The sequence below is a fragment of the Parasediminibacterium sp. HNIBRBA5674 genome (assembly GCF_056745525.1).
Map to the genome: position 1 here is coordinate 23,006 of NZ_JBQWIE010000013.1, position 15,971 is coordinate 38,976.

Genomic DNA, 15,971 nt, shown 5'->3' on the forward strand with positions numbered 1-15,971 from the left:
TGCTTTCAAAACGTTGGCGAGCATTTCAAAAGAGCGTTTGGCACTTTCAAAGCCCTAGCGAACGTTTCAAAATTAAAATTAGCCCTTTCAAAACTTTGGCGAGTGTTTCAAAGGAAAGATTTATGCTTTCAAAATGCTGGCGAGCGTTTCAAAATTAAAAACAATGCTTTCAAAGCTTTAGCGAGCATTTCGAACCTACATTTTACAAAACAATAAGTAAGAAACACAGGGCAAAGAAGCAACAGAGATTTTCAACCCCTTCTTTGCTCTGTTGCCTTGTGGTTACTATCTCAAATCATTACTTTTTACTTTAAAAACAACTGTATTTCTACACGTCTGTTTTCGGCGCGGCCTTCTACGGTGGCGTTACTAGCTACAGGTCTTGTTTCGCCAAAGCCACGGGTTTCAAAGCGGTAGGCATCTATACCTTTGCTTACCAAATAGTTTTTTACCGAAATTACTCTAGCATCAGATAGCTGGTAATTATTGGCATCGCTACCTACTGCATCGGTGTGGCCGGCAAGGCGCACATGATAGTCTTTATATTCTTGCAAAATGGCTACTATATCATTCAGTACTGAGTAGGATAGTGGTTTAATAGTGGCTTTGCCTGTTTCAAAATAAATACCATGGGTGGCAAAGTCGAGACGCTTTCTACTTTCTTCACGTACTTCAGGGCAGCCATAATTGTTGCTACTGCCATAGGTATAAGGGCATTTGTCACTACTATTAGGCACGCCATCGCCATCATTATCTCCATTGTCGGCTGTAGGGCAGCCATAGTAGTTTACGGCTTGGCCTCTAGGTGTTCTAGGGCACATATCTCGGCTATTTGGTACGCCATCACCATCATCGTCACCATCTACAGGTGGTGCTGTTGTAGGGCTGTTGTAGTTGCTAGTATTTGCATTGTACACTTTTTCTGGGCAGCCTTTTTCATCAACTTTAGTGCCTGGTGGTGTGTCAGGACATTCATCATAGCGATTTTTTACACCATCACCATCATCATCGGTACTACGCACCGTTACAGGGCAGCCTCTATCATTTACCGCTGTACCTCTTGGTGTATTAGGACATTCATCATATCTGTTTCTTACACCGTCACTGTCGTCGTCGTTTGTTTTTATTGTTTCTGGGCAGCCCCAAAAATCTACCTTAGTGCCAGCAGGCGTTTCAGGGCATTTATCTCTACTATCTTTTACGCCATCACCATCGCTGTCTTTTTTCTCGTGTGTTTTTAAGGTAAATATTAGGCCAAGGCTATGCTGTAAGTAAAGGTCGTTTCTATCTTTAGTAATACCATCCCAGGCATCGTAAACAGGTTGGTGAAATGTAGCGGCATATTCTAAGTAAAACTTTTCGCTAAAGCGAATAACCGCACCAGCACCAGCAGCAAAGTCTGGTCTAAATTCATTTACCGCAAAAGGTGCCTGAAAAGAACCAGAATTAATAGCACTGATATAGGTAGCACCTACACCAAGGGTTAAGAAAGGTGCAAAAAATGCTTTCTCGCCTAGTAAGTAGCCGTTGTTGAATTTATATTTTAGTTTAAGGTTAAGGGTAAAAAAATCAGCGTCTACACCAAGCAATTTGTCTGGTGTTTTGTATTGCACTTTATCGTAAAAAGCAGATTCAATAAGATTAAATGAGCTATTCAATTTTTGCTGCAACGATAAGCCGCCACCGGGTGCGTAAAACTTAAACTGGTAGAGGTCGGCGAAATTGTTGTTGTTAAGGTCGCCTACATATTCTGTAGTGCTTACATGTACACCTATGGCATTGCCTTGGCCAAAGCTGATAGTAGAAAGGCAAATGCAAATGCCAAAGAGAAATAGGCGAATATTTGATGTCATAACCCCTTATTTGTTAATAATATGAGCGATAGTTGCTAACTATCACAATACATAACGTTTTTAATAAGAAGTTAGTGTGTAGGTGAAAATTGCTGCCTAGTAATATTAAAAATTTAGCTAAAAACTATTCAAAAGTTTAATCTCGTTACGGTATAAGAGCAGTTTGCCTTCGTTTTCTAGTTGCTTTAATAAGCGAGAAACCACCACCCGTGAAGTAGCCAATTCATCGGCAATTAAATAATGCGAACCTTTTATAACACTTGAACCTGTTAGTCGTTGCTTTTCTTTTAAATAAGCAATTAAACGTTCATCAAGTTTATGAAAGGCAATGCTTTCTATCGATTTTAGTAGTTCTAAAAAGCGGTCATTAAAGCTGCGCATGATATAGTTTTTCCAGCTTGGATATTTACAAAGCCACTCATCCAGCTTAGCATGAGGAATGGCTATGAGTTCTACATCGTCTTCTGCAATAGCTTTTACCTCGCTCTTTTTGGCTTCTACACAGCAGCTATAAGCCATAGAACAGCTTTCGTTGCTAGATAAATAGTACAGCAACAATTCTTTGCCTGAATCATCCATGCGCAGCACTTTTACCGTGCCTTTTACCACTAGCGGCATCATGCGGATGTATTTGCCATAATCCATAATAATGTCGCCTTCTTTAAAGGTGCGCAGTTCGCCAAATTGTTCTATCTCGTCTAGTAGTGCAGGTTCAAAACCGAGTTGGTTATTCATAAACAAGCTCATAGCTATTGTTAAAGAAAGTAGGTAACAAAAAGATTGAGCATAAAGGTAGGTAATGTGTTAGGTTAACTATTGGTAGAAGTTTGCTTATTTCACATAGGCACTCACACTGCGCCAGGAGCCACCATTGGTTACATTAGTAAAGCCATTTTGCTTAAGAATAGATGCAGCCTGACTGCTACGCATACCGCTTTGGCAAAACACAATGATGTGTGGCTTGTTTTTGAATTTAGCAAGCTGATTACTCACCGTATCTAAAGGAATATTAATGGCGCCTTTTACACTGCCACTTGCAAATTCACTTGCGGTTCTTACATCTACTAAAAAGGCACCATTATTAATCAATTCGCTTAGGTTGGTATCGGTACCTAAACCAAATAGTTGTTTTAAAAAGTTCATTAGGGTTGTTGTTTAAAGGTGTTGTTGAATTAGATTGACCAAATTGTTTTTAGGCACTACACCACTTTGTCGCCACAAAGGCTTACCATTTTTAAATAGAATTAAAGTAGGTACACCTTGAATTTGATAGGCTTGAGCAGCTTTAGGATTTTTATCTACATCTATTTTTATGATAGTTGCGTTTTCGCCTACGGCTGCTTTTACATCTTTTAAAATTGGCGCCATGGTTTTGCAAGGGCCACACCATTCGGCAAAAAAATCTACCAAAACTGGCTTGTCAGATTGTATCATTTCGTTGAATGTCATCGCTTACTATTTATGATGTACAAGTTCTTAAGATGCGGTTTTCTTTTCTTCTTTCTTAAACATACCACCTACCAATGCACCCATCATAGCACCATATAAACTACTGTTGATAGGGCTAGAAGTGATAGCACAACTACCAGAAGCACAGCCAATAAATTTCCAGTAGCAAAAGCCACAAATGCTGCCAATGGCTGCACCAATGAGGTAAGTTTTATTTGTTGTTAACCACTTCTTCATAGCTAATATCGTTGGTAGTATTATTAGATTTTTTAGGTGGTGCGTAACAGCCAGATGCGCCACAGCAACTGTAGTTGAAAATTGCCATAGCTGTAAATGCTACGCCAAAAAAGATAAACAGCGCATCTTTATTGGCTATTGCTTGCGCAATAATGGCTATGCCTAAACCTAGCCTTACAAAGCGCATAAAATGCCAGTTGCTGAATATGAGTTGCTTCATGATGGAATGAATTTGATGATGTAAAATTAGTAGTGCGTCATGAAGGCTTTGGTATCAAAAGTTACACTTTGTAGTGTAGTAGATTTTTTACCACATAGTAACATAGCCACAAAGTAGATAGCAAGAGAAAACATCGTATTTGTAAGTCGCAAACAGCTTTTGTTGCTAAAGGTTAACGCAGTAGTAATCTTATATTTCTTAGCGTATCTTATTTAAACTATGTGTCTTCTGTGCCTATGTGGTAAGCTAAGAAACAGTATTGCCAACTTGGTATGTTTAGCATCGTTACTGCGCCACATGATTGGTATTTATTGTAGTTGTTTGGTAATCTCATTGGCACTTACAATCCCTTCTTTTTGCCACACAAGTTTGCCTTGTTTGTAGATAAATAGTGTAGGAAAAGCGTCCACGTTTAAGAATTTACAAAGCTCTGTTTGATTACCGCCATCAATTTTTACTAGTACCATTTTGCCACTATTTGCTTTTGCTATTGAATCTACAATGGGTGTCATTACTTTACATGGTGGGCACCATACAGCGCTTACATCTACCAATACGGTTTTATCAGTTGGTATCATGGCTTCGTATTCTGCCTTGGTAATTTGTTTTACGGTAGCGGCTTGTTCTACAGGTTTGTTGGCTTTTTTCCAAGCGTTAATACCTCCTGTAAGGTTGTAAGCAGTAAAGCCTTGTTGCCTTAGCCATTGTGTAGCGGCAGCGCTACGAACACCGCTTAAGCAATAAGTGTACACAGGTTTGCTTTTGTCTAAAGCTTCAATGCGTTTTTTAAACTCTGCTTCATCGTTCCAATTTGCCAAAAGGGCATTGCTTAAGTGGCCTGCTTGATATTCGTTGGCTGTTCTTACATCTAGTAATTGCATATTGCCTTTGGCAATGGCTTGCTCAAAGCCTGCCACATCTACATTGGTAGTGCTTTGGCTATTGCAACTGCTAAATACGGCGATACTAAAAATGGTAGATAAACAAAGATTTTTAAACGACATGGTGGTTATTTTTTTACTGCACAGGTATTGACACCTATTAACGTATATAGTGGGCAAAAACTTACAACACTTGTTGCAATAAATACGCCACCAACAATTAATAAAATAGTGCCTAATACGCCTGTAACAATACCTGTAGAAAATAAGATAGCAAATATCACTGCTATTGCAATGCGAATGCCTCTATCTAGTGAACCCATATTCTTTTTCATGTGCTAGTTTTTTTATTTGAACGCAATCTAGGTTGATAAAATGGTTAGTGCTGTAACATTTGTTACAAATAATTCTCGTTTACGGTTAATGGCTTGTTGTTAAAGATGCTTGTGCCATTGTACAACACTTGCCAGGTAATTGGTAGTGCTTTTTTAAGCATGTGGCTTACGCCACAGTATTTTTCTTGCGATAAAGTGACCGCTTCTAGTGCGGCAGCCTTATTTGTTTCAGGTCCTTTAAAGTCGTAGATAACATGCATGGCTACGTATTCTATAGGTGCTTGTTTGCTCAGTTCGCCAGTAACTACAATGTTTAAATTATCTACTTCTTTTTCTTGTTTTCTTAATAATGCCACTATATCCATACCTGTGCAGCCAGATAAAGCCGTTAGTACAAAGGGTTTTGGTATAGGGCCGTTGTCTTCGCCCCCTACACGTTCTGGTGCGTCCATTACAATAGTGTGACCATTTACCAAAGCGTTAAACTGCATTTTGCCCATCCATTGCGTTTCAATTGTGTGCTGTGCCATGATTGTTTGTTTTATTTAGGGCGCAAGCTATTTTACCGCAAAATGCTTTTTGGTGACTTTTGATACTTTTTGACATGATTGTTATTGGAAAAATGAAAACGCAACGATTATGGGAAACTATTTTTTGCGTGTAAAATGTTATTCCCAAAGTTGGGAAACTATTTTTTGAGCGTAAAAAGCCTCTTCCCTGTTTGGGGAAGCGCATTTTTTGCTCATAAAACGTTTTCCCAAGTTGGGGAATCATTTTTTACGTGTAAAATGCCTTTTCCCAGTTTGGGGAGGCATATTTTTTAATAAAAAAATCCCTTACCGTATTTTGGCAAGGGATTTTTATGGTTAAATGTGATAATATTATTGATAATTAAATCATCTTTTTTAATTGTTCTACCACTGTATCAATTTCTTCGGTGGTATTGTGCTTACTAAACGAAAAACGAACGGTAACTCGGTTGGGGTCATTGTTGATAGCACGAATAACATGCGAACCTTGGTCTGCACCACTAGTACAAGCACTACCACCGCTAGCGCAAATGCCATTGATGTCAAGATTAAACAACAACATTTCGCTCATCTCAGTTTTAGGTAAGCTTACACTTAATACAGCGTATAAACTTTCGCCCAATGGGTCGCCATTAAAGCCTACTTCTGGTATGTGCTTTTTCAGCGTTTCCATTATGTAGTACTTTAAATCTTTTATGTAAATGCTGTCTTCTTCGTAGTGTTTAGTGGCTAGTTCTAGTGCTTTGGCAAAGCCAACAATGCCATATAAGTTTTCGGTGCCTGCACGCATATTGCGCTCTTGCGAGCCACCATGCACAAAGGGTTCAATTTTTACATTCTCGTTAATGTATAGCATACCTACACCTTTAGGCCCGTGAAATTTATGGCCAGCACCAGTAATAAAATGAACAGGTGTGTTGCGCAAGTCAAAAGGAAAATGCCCCACAGTTTGTACCGTATCGCTGTGAAAAATGGCTTGGTATTGTTTGCAAATATTTCCAACCGTATGCAAGTCAATCATGTTGCCAATTTCATTGTTGGCATGCATTAATGTAACCAAACATTTTTCTTCGCTTTCGGCTAATAAACGTTCTAAATCTTCAAGGTCAATATGACCATTTGGTAGCACATTTACATAACTCAATTTGGCTTCGCCTGTTTTGTGTAAATGTTCTACAGTATGTGTGGTAGCGTGGTGTTCTATTACGGATGAAATGATATGCTTACAGCCTAAAAACCTTACTGCTCCTGTAATAGCGGTGTTGCTACTTTCGGTACCACCAGATGTAAAAAAAATTTCAGCAGGATGTGCATTGAGAATTTTTGCCACCGATTTGCGAGCATTTTCTATAGCCATACGGCTTTCTCTACCATAGCTATAAATACTAGAAGGATTGCCAAAATGTGTGGTAAAATAAGGCATCATAGCATCAAGTACTTCAGGCTCTAGTGGTGTAGTAGCAGCGTTATCTAAATAAATTCTCTGTTTCATGTGGTGGTACTTTGTTCTCTGTTCTTTGTTTTGTGTTCTTTGTTTGTTGAGCAGCGAGACAACCGTTGCAGTGAGTGACACAACGAAGTTCAATACTTATACTAAAGCTGGTAAACAAAAATAATATTGTTTAAACGTTCCAAGTTTTTAAAACTTAGAACGTTTAAGTCTAGGATTTATTGATGGGTTTTAAACCAAGTTCAGCACCTTTTTCTAGCATAAAGCTAAAAGCCGCCTCGTAAGTGTTAGCAATCAAGCCATCTAAAATGCCATTGCGAATAGCGTCTTTAATAATGCCCACTTCTCTGCTAGGGTTAAGGCCAAAAGTTTGCATAATTAATTCGCCGCTAACAGGTGGCTGCCAATTACGAATGTGGTCGCTTTCTTCAACCTCTTTCAAGCGCAGGCGCACCATCTCAAAGTTTTGTAAATAGCGTTTTACTTTGGCTCTGTTTTTACTGGTAATATCTGCATTGCACAGCAACATCAGGGCTTCAATATCTTCACCAGCATCAAACAGCAAACGCCTAATAGCGCTGTCGGTAATGTTTTCTTTAGTAAGACTTATTGGGCGTAAATGCAGTTCAACCAACTTTTGCACAAAGCGCATTTTCTCGTTAAGCGGTAGTTTTAACTGCGTAAAAATTTTAGGCACCATTCTAGCACCAACTACCTCGTGACCATGAAAGGTAAAACCGTGACCAGGCTCGAAGCGTTTGGTGGCAGGCTTGCCAATATCGTGCAGTAAAGCCGCCCAACGCAGCCACAAATCATCGGTGGTTTCGCAGATATTATCTATCACTTGTAGGGTGTGGTAAAAATTATCTTTATGCCCTAAACCGTCTACATTTTCTGCGCCATGCAAGGCCATCATTTGCGGAAAAATGATTTTTAGTAAACCACTTTTACTCAACAAGTCAAGCCCAATAGATGGCTTTGCTGCCAACATAATTTTATTCAGTTCATCAGTAATACGCTCTTGCGATACAATCTTTATGCGATGTGCATTGTCAATAATCGCTTGAAAGGTTTCGGCATGAATGGTAAAGCCTAATTGCGTTGCAAAACGAATAGCTCGCATCATACGCAAAGGGTCGTCACTAAAGGTTTGTAGCGGATCGAGTGGTGTTTGAATATTCTGTTGCTCAATGTGTAGCAAGCCACCAAAAGGATCGATAAGTTTACCAAAATTGTCTTTGTTTAAACTGATGGCAAGCGCATTAATAGTAAAGTCTCTTCGGTTTTGGTCGTCTTCTAAACTGCCAGGCGTTACCTCAGGTTTGCGACTATCATAGCTATAACTTTCTTTACGTGCACCTACAAATTCAATTTCAAAATCGTTGATTTTGATTTGCGCTGTGCCAAAGGTTTTAAAGAAGGCAACGGTTGGTTTAGGATTAAAACGTTCGGCTACTTTATGTGCCAATGCAATACCATCACCCATGCATACAATGTCTGCATCTTTGGTAGGTCTGCCAATGATTTTGTCACGTACAAAGCCACCAATTAAATAGGCTTCTACGGCCAATTCTTCAGCAGCACTGGCTATTTTTTTTAAGAGAAATAATTCTTTATCTGTACAAGGTATATCGACCACTCACTATATTATTTGAAACTGCAAATGTAAGTGAAGGGATGAGATATGTTTTCAGTAAGATAATTAGCATTCCATGTTTTGCTACTCAGCTTTCTTTTCGTATTTCAATTTGCTTTCTATTAAGAAAATTAGCACACCGATGATAAATTCTGATTGATTCAAAAGAGCCGTTATATGCTCATCAGATTTTACAATATCTATGAGACAAATGAACTTGATTACTAGCTGAATAAAACTTAATACCAATTTTGTTTTCGCCATGTTTATGTAAGCATTTTATTCGCCTACATTAATATGTGTCAAAAATTGTTTTCTTGTACCATTTAAAAGAAAGTTTTTTTTAGAGTTTATATTTCATTTTTTTAAACTACCCAGCAACTGCTCATTTCTAATCTTATTGGCGCAATTGTAATGGCCAAGTGGACAAGCTTTTTTGCCATGAATACCACATGGTCTGCAAGCAAGTTTTTCTTCAACTTCAACAATATAGCTTGTATCGCTTAAAGGGCCATAACCAAAACTTGGTAAGGTGCTACAATAGATAGCTGTGGTAGGTGCATTTACCGCCGAAGCAAAATGCATAGGTGCAGAATCGTTAACATAGTTCATCACAGCATCTTGCTGTAAAGCAGCAGATTGTAGAAACTGCAATTGCCCTGCAAGATTGGTGACATTTGGGTGCGTTGAACTTTGATGTATCGCATCGCAAGCTTGTTTATCGCTTGGTGCACCAATCAAATAAATATTGTAGTGGCTTGGTAAAGTATTGATGAAAGTAATCCATTTGTCAGCAGGAAATTGCTTAGTAAACCAAACAGATGTAGGTGCAATAACAATATAAGGCTGCTGTTTGTAAGCCTCTACACTTGCATAATCTGCTTCCGATGGATAGAGTTTTGGCTTACTTGCAACATCATCAGTAAAAGAAGCAATTAACAAATGATTGCGCTCAATTTCATGAATGGTGTTAACGTTATCGTTGCTAAAATGGTGTTGTATTTTTTGTGTAAATAAAAAGCTAAAGGGGTTTTTATCAAAACCGATAGTCAACTTAGCATTTGAAAAAGCAGTTAAAATGCCTGTGGCAGCAAAACGCTGCACATTAATGACAACATCATAGTTTTTACTGCGAATTTTTTTTAGGGTTTGTAGCAGGTGTTTGTATTTCTGTGTTTTTTTTTGCCAAACCAATACTTCGTTAATGTATGGATGGTTGTTGAATAATGCCTCGTTACCATTGCGCACCAAAATATCAATCTGTGCATCAGCATAGCAACTGTGCAATTTTTCAAGCAAGCCTGTAGCAAGCACTACATCACCTATAAAAGCAGTTTGAATAACTAAGAATTTCTGCATGCTGCAAATGTATTGGCTTAGTGTATTTAAAAGTAACGCTAGCAATTACAAGTTATTATTACGTTGCTTTTAAATACTAGTGTTAAGAACGTATGATATCTATTTTGCCATCGTTTTGCCATTTTATAATAGCAGAAGGTTCCTTGGCTTCATTATTATCTTGACGATATTTTACTACATAATCAACACCAGCACTAATTGGGTGCGTAATATCTTCAAAGAATTGTGGTACAGGTTGGCCACTTATATTAGCAGAAGTACTTACAATTGGCTTTTTAAAGCGTTTTAATAAATGTTTGCAAAATTCATCATAACATATTCTGATGGCTAGGCTACCATCATGTGCAATTAAGTTATCTGCAATGCCAATAGCGCCTTTGTAAATAATAGTGGTAGGCTTGGTACAGGTTTTAAGGTAATTAAACACTTCAAGGTCTAGCGTAGTGATGTATTGCATTATATCACGTTCAGTAGGCACAAGCACAATCATTTTACGAGTATCTGTGCGTTGTTTTAATGCGTAAATTTTTGCTACAGCAGCTTCGTTAGTGGCATCGCAACCAATGCCCCAAACTGTATCAGTTGGGTAAAGTATCAGCCCGCCATTTTCTAAAACTCGAATACACTGTTCTATATCGGTTAAATAATCACTCATATAATACCATTTGCCTGAACAATAAATGGTGTAATAATACAGCCGCAAAAGTAAAATGACAAAGTTTTGCATTAACAGGCTTGCATTCTGCGATTGATACTTACTTTTACTATTCTTATTATGTCAAAGTTAGATACAAGCTCAACGTTAAAAAGGCTTCAAAACCGCTACAGGCTAGTGGTGATGAATGATGATACTTATGAAGAAGTGGTGACTTTTAAATTGAGTCGCTTAAGTGTGTACATTGCTATGAGTACCATTTTTGTATTGTTAATCAGCTTTACTATTGCATTAATTGTATTTACACCGTTAAAATATTATATACCCGGTTATGGTAGCAGGCAAAGTAAAACCGAGTTGCAATTATTAAAAATTAGAACCGATTCTCTAGAACAAAGCATTAAGTACAAAGACCAATACCTAAACAATATAAAGAAGATTTTAAACGGTGATACACCTGATAAATTAGATACAGCAACTTATACTTTGCCTAACGCAGAAGCCTCCAAAGAATAATGAAAGACGATAACAGTAAAAGTATGATGCAAGAATATGCTGGCTTGTCTGCACAGTTTGCAGTAGGCACAGCTATTACTGTATATGCAGGTATTTGGCTTGATGGTAAAATGGGTTTACGTAAGCCCATTTTTACTTGGTTGCTACCATTGATATTTATTATTGGTATGTTGTATAAAATAATAAAAGATAACACTACTAAAAAAGACGCTCAATAATGGTATTTGTAAAAGCAAAATCTATCCTTATAATATTTGTTTTGGTAACAGTTTTAGCATTTGTATTTGGCTCGCAGCTAGATGCCTTAAAGATGAACCATTGGGTTATTTTGAGTGCTAATTTGCTATTATTTGCCATTTCTATTTTTACCTTATTTATGCACCAAGCATCTATAAAAAGCGCCAACCCAAAAGCGTTTATTAATAGTGTAATGGTAGGGATGATTGTAAAATTGCTAGTCATTGGCGCAGCTATTTTGTTGTATGTAAATAAGGCTGGCGCTAATAAAAATGTGTATGCTGTTTATGCAGGTATGCTACTATATTTGGTGTACACAGCCTTAGAAGTAAACATTGCTTTACAGTTGAATAAAAAGCCAAATGCCAACCACTGAACATCCAATGCAGGCGCTGGCAAATTATCTGCCTGATAATACTTTTGAGCCTGTAGTGCAATACATCCATCATTATAAAGTACACTTAACGGTTACTAAAAAGCGCAAAAGCGTTTTGGGTGATTATAGGCATTCTGGTATGCTAGGCGATAATCACAGAATAAGTGTAAATGGTAACTTGAATAAGTACGAGTTTCTAATTACTTTACTGCATGAACTTGCGCATTTACTCACTTTTGAACAGTTTAGAAATAGAGTAGAACCTCATGGTAAAGAATGGAAAGCCAATTACAGTCGCTTATTAATTGACTTTGTTCAACGCAATATTTTTCCTCAAGATATAGAACAAGCCTTACAAAAAAGTATTCTTAATCCTGCTGCCACAGCTAATGGCGAAACCGAATTAATGTTGGTTTTGCGACGCTATAACACCACACAAAAAATAGGCTTCGTATCCATCAGTACTTTACCTGACGACACGCTTTTTGCAACAGAAGATGGCAGAGTATTTAAAAAGATAGCCAAACGTAGAAAACGTTTTCAATGTGTTGAAATTAAGACTGGCTTGCACTATATTTTTAGTGCATTAAGTGAAGTAAAACCATTTGTTAAGGATGTATAGTTTGGGGATTAATATTCGGCTTTAGAGTTACTCTTACCCCATTTTATAAAAGCTTCTAATGCTTCATCTCGTAGTAATTGCTTCGTAAATAATGCTCTCTCAGAAATAGGCTTGACTATTTCTTCGTAAATAAATTTATCGTCAAATTGGATTGCTGCTGCGTCTTCTTTGCTATTGGCATAAAATAAACGTGCTGGTCTTGACCAATAAATGGCACCAAGGCACATAGGGCAGGGCTCGCAACTTGTATAAATATCGCAACCATCCAGTTGAAACGTTTGCAATACATTACACGCATTACGAATAGCTACCACTTCTGCATGTGCTGTGGGGTCGTTGGTTAAAGTAACGCTATTTGCACCACGAGCTATTATTTTACCATTTTTTACTACGATAGCACCAAATGGACCGCCTTTTCCTTCTTCTACATTTGACACAGAAAGTCTTACAGCTTCCTGCATAAATTTTATTTCTTCACTTTCTGTCATACTATATTTTTAGTTTTAAAATACCTCTTTGTAAAAATGCAATAATAGAGAAAGTAAGGATTAAATTTGTAAGTAACAAATGGTAATTGTAATCTGCCAAATTTTGTTAGTTACAATATTAACTATAATTGCTGAATATTACGCTACAGTAAAAGCCGAAAAGCAGACAAAGCGTACAAGTGTGCTGACTAAACGATGCATAGTAGCACCAATTTGGAGACATAAAAAATCCCCGCATGGTGATGTGCAGGGATTTTTGCTTTATGTAAGATGTTTTGTGCTTCTAAATAAAAAGCAGATCGCTTCCTGCCTATCAATGACTATGGTTAATTCGTTTTACGAGGGTAAGCTTTTAAGGCGGCTTCTAGGCAATCCATAGCGTTAGCAATATCTGTTTTGTTGAGTACATAAGCTAAACGCACTTCTTGCTTGCCTAGGTCTGGTGTGCTATAAAAACCTGTAGCAGGCGCAAGCATAACGCTGGTATTTTTGTAGTTAAATTCTTCTAGTAGCCATTGGCAAAATATATCGGCATCATCAATGGGTAACTTGGCTATGGCATAAAAAGCACCACCAGGATTGGGGCAAAAAACACCATCCATAGCATTGAGGCGTTGCACAATTAAATCACGGCGGCTTTTGTACTCGGCCTTGGTGGTATCAAAATAATTGGCTGGTAAATCGATAGCTGCTTCACCAGCAATTTGCGCAAAACTTGGTGGGCTTAAACGTGCTTGTGCAAACTTCATAACCGCATCTAACACAGTTTGATTTTTAGTAACCAAAGCACCAATGCGACCACCGCAAGCACTGTAGCGTTTGCTGATTGTATCCATGATGATGACGTTCTCATCTACACCTTGTAAGTGCATGGCAGAGGTATTAACGCCATCGTAGCAAAATTCTCTGTAAGCCTCGTCACTAAAGAGATAGAGGTTATGCTTTAAGATGATAGCTTTCAATTGCTCCATCTCGTGAACACTGTATAAATAGCCCGTAGGATTGTTAGGATTGCAGATAACGATGGCCTTTGTTTTAGCAGTTATTTTAGCCTCGAAAGCTTCGATAGGTGGTAGAGCAAAACCATTCTCGATATGAGAAGTAATAGGCACTACTTTAACGCCTGCTGCTACTGCAAACCCGTTGTAGTTCGCATAAAAAGGTTCAGGAATAATGACTTCGTCACCTGCATCGAGGCAAGCCATAAAGCCAAACAAAATTGCTTCGCTACCGCCAGTGGTAATGATAATTTGTTGGTGATTGACATGAATGCCTACGCTTTCGTAGTAGCCAACGAGTTTTCTGCGGTAGCTTTCATTACCTGCGCTATGGCTGTATTCTAGTACTTTAAAGTCGCTATTGCGCACAGCATCAAGTACCATTTTTGGTGTTTCAATATCGGGCTGACCAATATTAAGGTGATACACTTTGGTACCACGTTGTTTAGCAGCTTCTGCAAATGGCACTAACTTTCTTATCGGCGAAGCCGGCATTTCTTTACCTCTGTTACTTATTGCGAGCATAAAATTAGAATTAGACTATAATATTTTAAACGCTTAGAATCTTAATAAGTTGGTAAAGATGCCACATTTGGAAAATATTGGCAAACGAACTTGTTTGATGGTGACTAATACTTGTGAAAGGTGAATAAAAATAGTGCGTAATTGAGATGTTGTTTGGTTGTTATTAAATAGTGTAGACATAAAAAAGCAGATTGGCATTTAAAAATGCGCAATCTGCTTTTGCTTGTTACATACTTAGTATTATGCTTTCGGCTTGTCTGTTTTTAAAGATTTTGCGGCTTTGGTTCTACCAAAACGTAAGTTTAGACCAGCTTGAACGTTTAGATTCTGCGCTTTATCTGGGCTTGCCAAACCAATAATATTATCTGTAACAAAATAGAATTGTAATGGGCCAAGATTTGCAGATGCGCCCAAGCCAATATTGCTTGCAATGCCATTTGTAATGCTGTAGCTACCTGTAAAATTTAACCAATTAGTAGCAGCTGCATTTACCGATACGCATATATTGCTTTGCATTTGACTATTAACAAATCTACCAGCAAATAAAGCGTTTACTGTATAGGTTTTATTAAGCTGATAGCTAGCGCCAGCATATATTTTAGTACTTAATTTGGTTTTATATGCATCGGTACTTTTTACTAGGTCGAAGGTGTGTCTTAAGCTATCACCAAGGCTATCAAGTGATGCCTTAAATCCATTTTTACCATCAAAAAAAGTTTTTAAGCTAAAGCCATTGAAATCAAAAGACGCGTTTGGGTTTTTACTTTTATAATTACTTACTTTATCATTCCAAGTTATCGCCCCAATGTCTGTAACACTAGCAGAAACGGTTAATTTTTCGGTTGCTTTGTACACAAAACCTAAATCGAAAGCTGTACCAGAATTTTTGCCAAAAGCATAATCAGAAGCATTTATTTTAATGTCACCTGTATCTAGTGTTGCAGTATTAAATAAGATGTCTCCTTTTGCTCTTATTGAATAATCATTTTCATTGGTAAAAACAGTAATATTTGTTCTTTCTGTTTGTGTATTGGCTATGCCAGATAGTAATTTAAATCGTACACCGTAGCTCAATTTTTGATTCTTAGATGTTTGAGCAAAACCTAAACCATATTCTAAGTAAGCAGTACTGTTTAGTTTAAACGAAAGATCGGCGGTTTTACCTAAAAATGCTGAATTACCTTTTAAAGCAAACGTAAGCAAGTCTTTAGAAAAATTAAATCCTACATCTGTTTTAACTGCTGCATTAAAAGACCAATAACTACGTTTTACTTTAAAACCAATACCAATAATGTCGGTAGAAATTGTGGTACTTAATGTGTTATTATCTTTTAATTTACTAAGCATATTGTCTATAGTTAATTCTAAGCTGTCATCTGTTGAACGCTTGGCTACTAAGTCGGCATATGCAAAGCCGTTATTATTATAATGAAGGTTGGTAGATGATAAACCTGGCAAGCTAATATTCAGTTTATTCTCTGGTATTTTAGCTGGGTTTTGATAAATAGACTGTTGTATACCTTTCATGTGATATAATGTTAGGTTTTCTTGAGCTTGTGCATTGCGAGCAAGCAGTGAAGCAAGTAAAATAAATACGTATTTAT

At 37.5% G+C, this 15,971-nt stretch carries 20 protein-coding genes; 4 read left to right on the forward strand and 16 right to left on the reverse strand.

Going from position 1 to position 15,971, the window contains the following annotated elements; translation table 11 throughout:
- Positions 1–305: 305 nt before the first annotated feature.
- The 13 genes from ACT9TX_RS08205 to ACT9TX_RS08265 form a co-directional block, all read right to left on the reverse strand.
- A complete protein-coding gene (locus ACT9TX_RS08205) occupies positions 306–1,853 on the reverse strand; it encodes an OmpA family protein (RefSeq protein WP_481337790.1) in 1,548 nt (515 codons plus the stop codon).
- A 117-nt stretch (positions 1,854–1,970) separates the two neighbouring features.
- Entirely contained in the window at positions 1,971–2,588 is a 618-nt protein-coding gene (locus ACT9TX_RS08210) for a Crp/Fnr family transcriptional regulator (RefSeq protein WP_481337791.1), read from the reverse strand.
- Positions 2,589–2,684: 96 nt separating this feature from the next.
- Positions 2,685–2,996: a rhodanese-like domain-containing protein gene (locus tag ACT9TX_RS08215; protein ID WP_481337792.1), complete on the reverse strand. Its 312-nt coding sequence runs from the start codon at positions 2,994–2,996 to the stop codon at positions 2,685–2,687.
- Positions 2,997–3,008: 12 nt separating this feature from the next.
- The gene (trxA, locus tag ACT9TX_RS08220) at positions 3,009–3,302 is read right to left on the reverse strand and encodes a thioredoxin (RefSeq protein WP_481337793.1); all 294 of its coding nucleotides are present in this window, start codon (positions 3,300–3,302) and stop codon (positions 3,009–3,011) included.
- A 27-nt stretch (positions 3,303–3,329) separates the two neighbouring features.
- Positions 3,330–3,539 carry a DUF6132 family protein gene (locus tag ACT9TX_RS08225; RefSeq protein ID WP_481337794.1) on the reverse strand — a complete coding sequence of 70 codons (210 nt, stop codon included), beginning with the start codon at positions 3,537–3,539 and terminating at the stop codon, positions 3,330–3,332.
- Entirely contained in the window at positions 3,514–3,759 is a 246-nt protein-coding gene (locus tag ACT9TX_RS08230; protein WP_481337795.1) for a hypothetical protein, read from the reverse strand. The genes ACT9TX_RS08225 and ACT9TX_RS08230 overlap by 26 nt, the downstream gene beginning before the upstream one ends.
- Before the next feature lie 308 nt (positions 3,760–4,067).
- Positions 4,068–4,763 (reverse strand): rhodanese-like domain-containing protein, encoded by a 696-nt coding sequence (locus tag ACT9TX_RS08235; protein ID WP_481337796.1) that lies wholly within the window; start codon positions 4,761–4,763, stop codon positions 4,068–4,070.
- Between the two features lie 5 nt (positions 4,764–4,768).
- Positions 4,769–4,975 carry a YgaP family membrane protein gene (locus tag ACT9TX_RS08240; RefSeq protein WP_481337797.1) on the reverse strand — a complete coding sequence of 69 codons (207 nt, stop codon included), beginning with the start codon at positions 4,973–4,975 and terminating at the stop codon, positions 4,769–4,771.
- A 62-nt stretch (positions 4,976–5,037) separates the two neighbouring features.
- Positions 5,038–5,505 carry an OsmC family protein gene (locus ACT9TX_RS08245; protein WP_481337798.1) on the reverse strand — a complete coding sequence of 156 codons (468 nt, stop codon included), beginning with the start codon at positions 5,503–5,505 and terminating at the stop codon, positions 5,038–5,040.
- Positions 5,506–5,866: 361 nt separating this feature from the next.
- On the reverse strand, positions 5,867–6,997 hold the full coding sequence (locus ACT9TX_RS08250; RefSeq protein ID WP_481337799.1) for a cysteine desulfurase family protein: 1,131 nt from the start codon (positions 6,995–6,997) through the stop codon (positions 5,867–5,869).
- 169 nt (positions 6,998–7,166) lie between these two features.
- Entirely contained in the window at positions 7,167–8,594 is a 1,428-nt protein-coding gene (locus tag ACT9TX_RS08255) for a CCA tRNA nucleotidyltransferase (RefSeq protein ID WP_481337800.1), read from the reverse strand.
- Between the two features lie 354 nt (positions 8,595–8,948).
- Complete coding sequence (locus ACT9TX_RS08260; RefSeq protein ID WP_481337801.1) at positions 8,949–9,950, reverse strand: glycosyltransferase family 9 protein; 1,002 nt, start codon at positions 9,948–9,950, stop codon at positions 8,949–8,951.
- Between the two features lie 82 nt (positions 9,951–10,032).
- Positions 10,033–10,605, reverse strand: coding sequence for an L-threonylcarbamoyladenylate synthase (locus ACT9TX_RS08265; protein ID WP_481337802.1), 573 nt, complete (start codon positions 10,603–10,605; stop codon positions 10,033–10,035).
- 120 nt (positions 10,606–10,725) lie between these two features.
- On the opposite strand from ACT9TX_RS08265, the gene ACT9TX_RS08270 reads away from it, so the two are divergent.
- From ACT9TX_RS08270 to ACT9TX_RS08285, 4 genes are read left to right on the forward strand one after another with little or no spacing between them, the layout of a single operon-like run.
- Positions 10,726–11,121 carry a hypothetical protein gene (locus tag ACT9TX_RS08270; protein WP_481337803.1) on the forward strand — a complete coding sequence of 132 codons (396 nt, stop codon included), beginning with the start codon at positions 10,726–10,728 and terminating at the stop codon, positions 11,119–11,121.
- Complete coding sequence (locus tag ACT9TX_RS08275; protein WP_481337804.1) at positions 11,121–11,339, forward strand: AtpZ/AtpI family protein; 219 nt, start codon at positions 11,121–11,123, stop codon at positions 11,337–11,339. Before ACT9TX_RS08270 ends, ACT9TX_RS08275 begins: the two co-directional genes overlap by 1 nt.
- Complete coding sequence (locus tag ACT9TX_RS08280; RefSeq protein ID WP_481337805.1) at positions 11,339–11,734, forward strand: hypothetical protein; 396 nt, start codon at positions 11,339–11,341, stop codon at positions 11,732–11,734. The genes ACT9TX_RS08275 and ACT9TX_RS08280 overlap by 1 nt, the downstream gene beginning before the upstream one ends.
- Positions 11,721–12,356: a SprT-like domain-containing protein gene (locus tag ACT9TX_RS08285; RefSeq protein WP_481337806.1), complete on the forward strand. Its 636-nt coding sequence runs from the start codon at positions 11,721–11,723 to the stop codon at positions 12,354–12,356. The genes ACT9TX_RS08280 and ACT9TX_RS08285 overlap by 14 nt, the downstream gene beginning before the upstream one ends.
- A gap of 8 nt (positions 12,357–12,364) precedes the next feature.
- Here ACT9TX_RS08285 and ACT9TX_RS08290 read toward each other — a convergent pair whose 3' ends face one another.
- The 3 genes from ACT9TX_RS08290 to ACT9TX_RS08300 form a co-directional block, all read right to left on the reverse strand.
- Positions 12,365–12,844: a nucleoside deaminase gene (locus tag ACT9TX_RS08290; RefSeq protein WP_481337807.1), complete on the reverse strand. Its 480-nt coding sequence runs from the start codon at positions 12,842–12,844 to the stop codon at positions 12,365–12,367.
- Between the two features lie 326 nt (positions 12,845–13,170).
- Positions 13,171–14,367, reverse strand: coding sequence for a pyridoxal phosphate-dependent aminotransferase (locus tag ACT9TX_RS08295; RefSeq protein ID WP_481337808.1), 1,197 nt, complete (start codon positions 14,365–14,367; stop codon positions 13,171–13,173).
- A gap of 240 nt (positions 14,368–14,607) precedes the next feature.
- The gene (locus tag ACT9TX_RS08300; RefSeq protein WP_481337809.1) at positions 14,608–15,894 is read right to left on the reverse strand and encodes a DUF5723 family protein; all 1,287 of its coding nucleotides are present in this window, start codon (positions 15,892–15,894) and stop codon (positions 14,608–14,610) included.
- Positions 15,895–15,971 lie beyond the last annotated feature (77 nt).

Excerpts from the sequence above, each read along its gene's own strand:
- ACT9TX_RS08205 (WP_481337790.1), bottom strand. The coding sequence starts at position 1,853 with ATGACATCAAATATTCGCCTATTTCTCTTTGGCATTTGCATTTGCCTT.
- ACT9TX_RS08210 (WP_481337791.1), bottom strand. The coding sequence starts at position 2,588 with ATGAATAACCAACTCGGTTTTGAACCTGCACTACTAGACGAGATAGAA.
- ACT9TX_RS08215 (WP_481337792.1), bottom strand. The coding sequence starts at position 2,996 with ATGAACTTTTTAAAACAACTATTTGGTTTAGGTACCGATACCAACCTA.
- trxA (WP_481337793.1), bottom strand. The coding sequence starts at position 3,302 with ATGACATTCAACGAAATGATACAATCTGACAAGCCAGTTTTGGTAGAT.
- ACT9TX_RS08225 (WP_481337794.1), bottom strand. The coding sequence starts at position 3,539 with ATGAAGAAGTGGTTAACAACAAATAAAACTTACCTCATTGGTGCAGCC.
- ACT9TX_RS08230 (WP_481337795.1), bottom strand. The coding sequence starts at position 3,759 with ATGAAGCAACTCATATTCAGCAACTGGCATTTTATGCGCTTTGTAAGG.
- ACT9TX_RS08235 (WP_481337796.1), bottom strand. The coding sequence starts at position 4,763 with ATGTCGTTTAAAAATCTTTGTTTATCTACCATTTTTAGTATCGCCGTA.
- ACT9TX_RS08240 (WP_481337797.1), bottom strand. The coding sequence starts at position 4,975 with ATGAAAAAGAATATGGGTTCACTAGATAGAGGCATTCGCATTGCAATA.
- ACT9TX_RS08245 (WP_481337798.1), bottom strand. The coding sequence starts at position 5,505 with ATGGCACAGCACACAATTGAAACGCAATGGATGGGCAAAATGCAGTTT.
- ACT9TX_RS08250 (WP_481337799.1), bottom strand. The coding sequence starts at position 6,997 with ATGAAACAGAGAATTTATTTAGATAACGCTGCTACTACACCACTAGAG.
- ACT9TX_RS08260 (WP_481337801.1), bottom strand. The coding sequence starts at position 9,950 with ATGCAGAAATTCTTAGTTATTCAAACTGCTTTTATAGGTGATGTAGTG.
- ACT9TX_RS08265 (WP_481337802.1), bottom strand. The coding sequence starts at position 10,605 with ATGAGTGATTATTTAACCGATATAGAACAGTGTATTCGAGTTTTAGAA.
- ACT9TX_RS08270 (WP_481337803.1), top strand. The coding sequence starts at position 10,726 with ATGTCAAAGTTAGATACAAGCTCAACGTTAAAAAGGCTTCAAAACCGC.
- ACT9TX_RS08275 (WP_481337804.1), top strand. The coding sequence starts at position 11,121 with ATGAAAGACGATAACAGTAAAAGTATGATGCAAGAATATGCTGGCTTG.
- ACT9TX_RS08280 (WP_481337805.1), top strand. The coding sequence starts at position 11,339 with ATGGTATTTGTAAAAGCAAAATCTATCCTTATAATATTTGTTTTGGTA.
- ACT9TX_RS08285 (WP_481337806.1), top strand. The coding sequence starts at position 11,721 with ATGCCAACCACTGAACATCCAATGCAGGCGCTGGCAAATTATCTGCCT.
- ACT9TX_RS08290 (WP_481337807.1), bottom strand. The coding sequence starts at position 12,844 with ATGACAGAAAGTGAAGAAATAAAATTTATGCAGGAAGCTGTAAGACTT.
- ACT9TX_RS08295 (WP_481337808.1), bottom strand. The coding sequence starts at position 14,367 with ATGCTCGCAATAAGTAACAGAGGTAAAGAAATGCCGGCTTCGCCGATA.
- ACT9TX_RS08300 (WP_481337809.1), bottom strand. The coding sequence starts at position 15,894 with ATGAAAGGTATACAACAGTCTATTTATCAAAACCCAGCTAAAATACCA.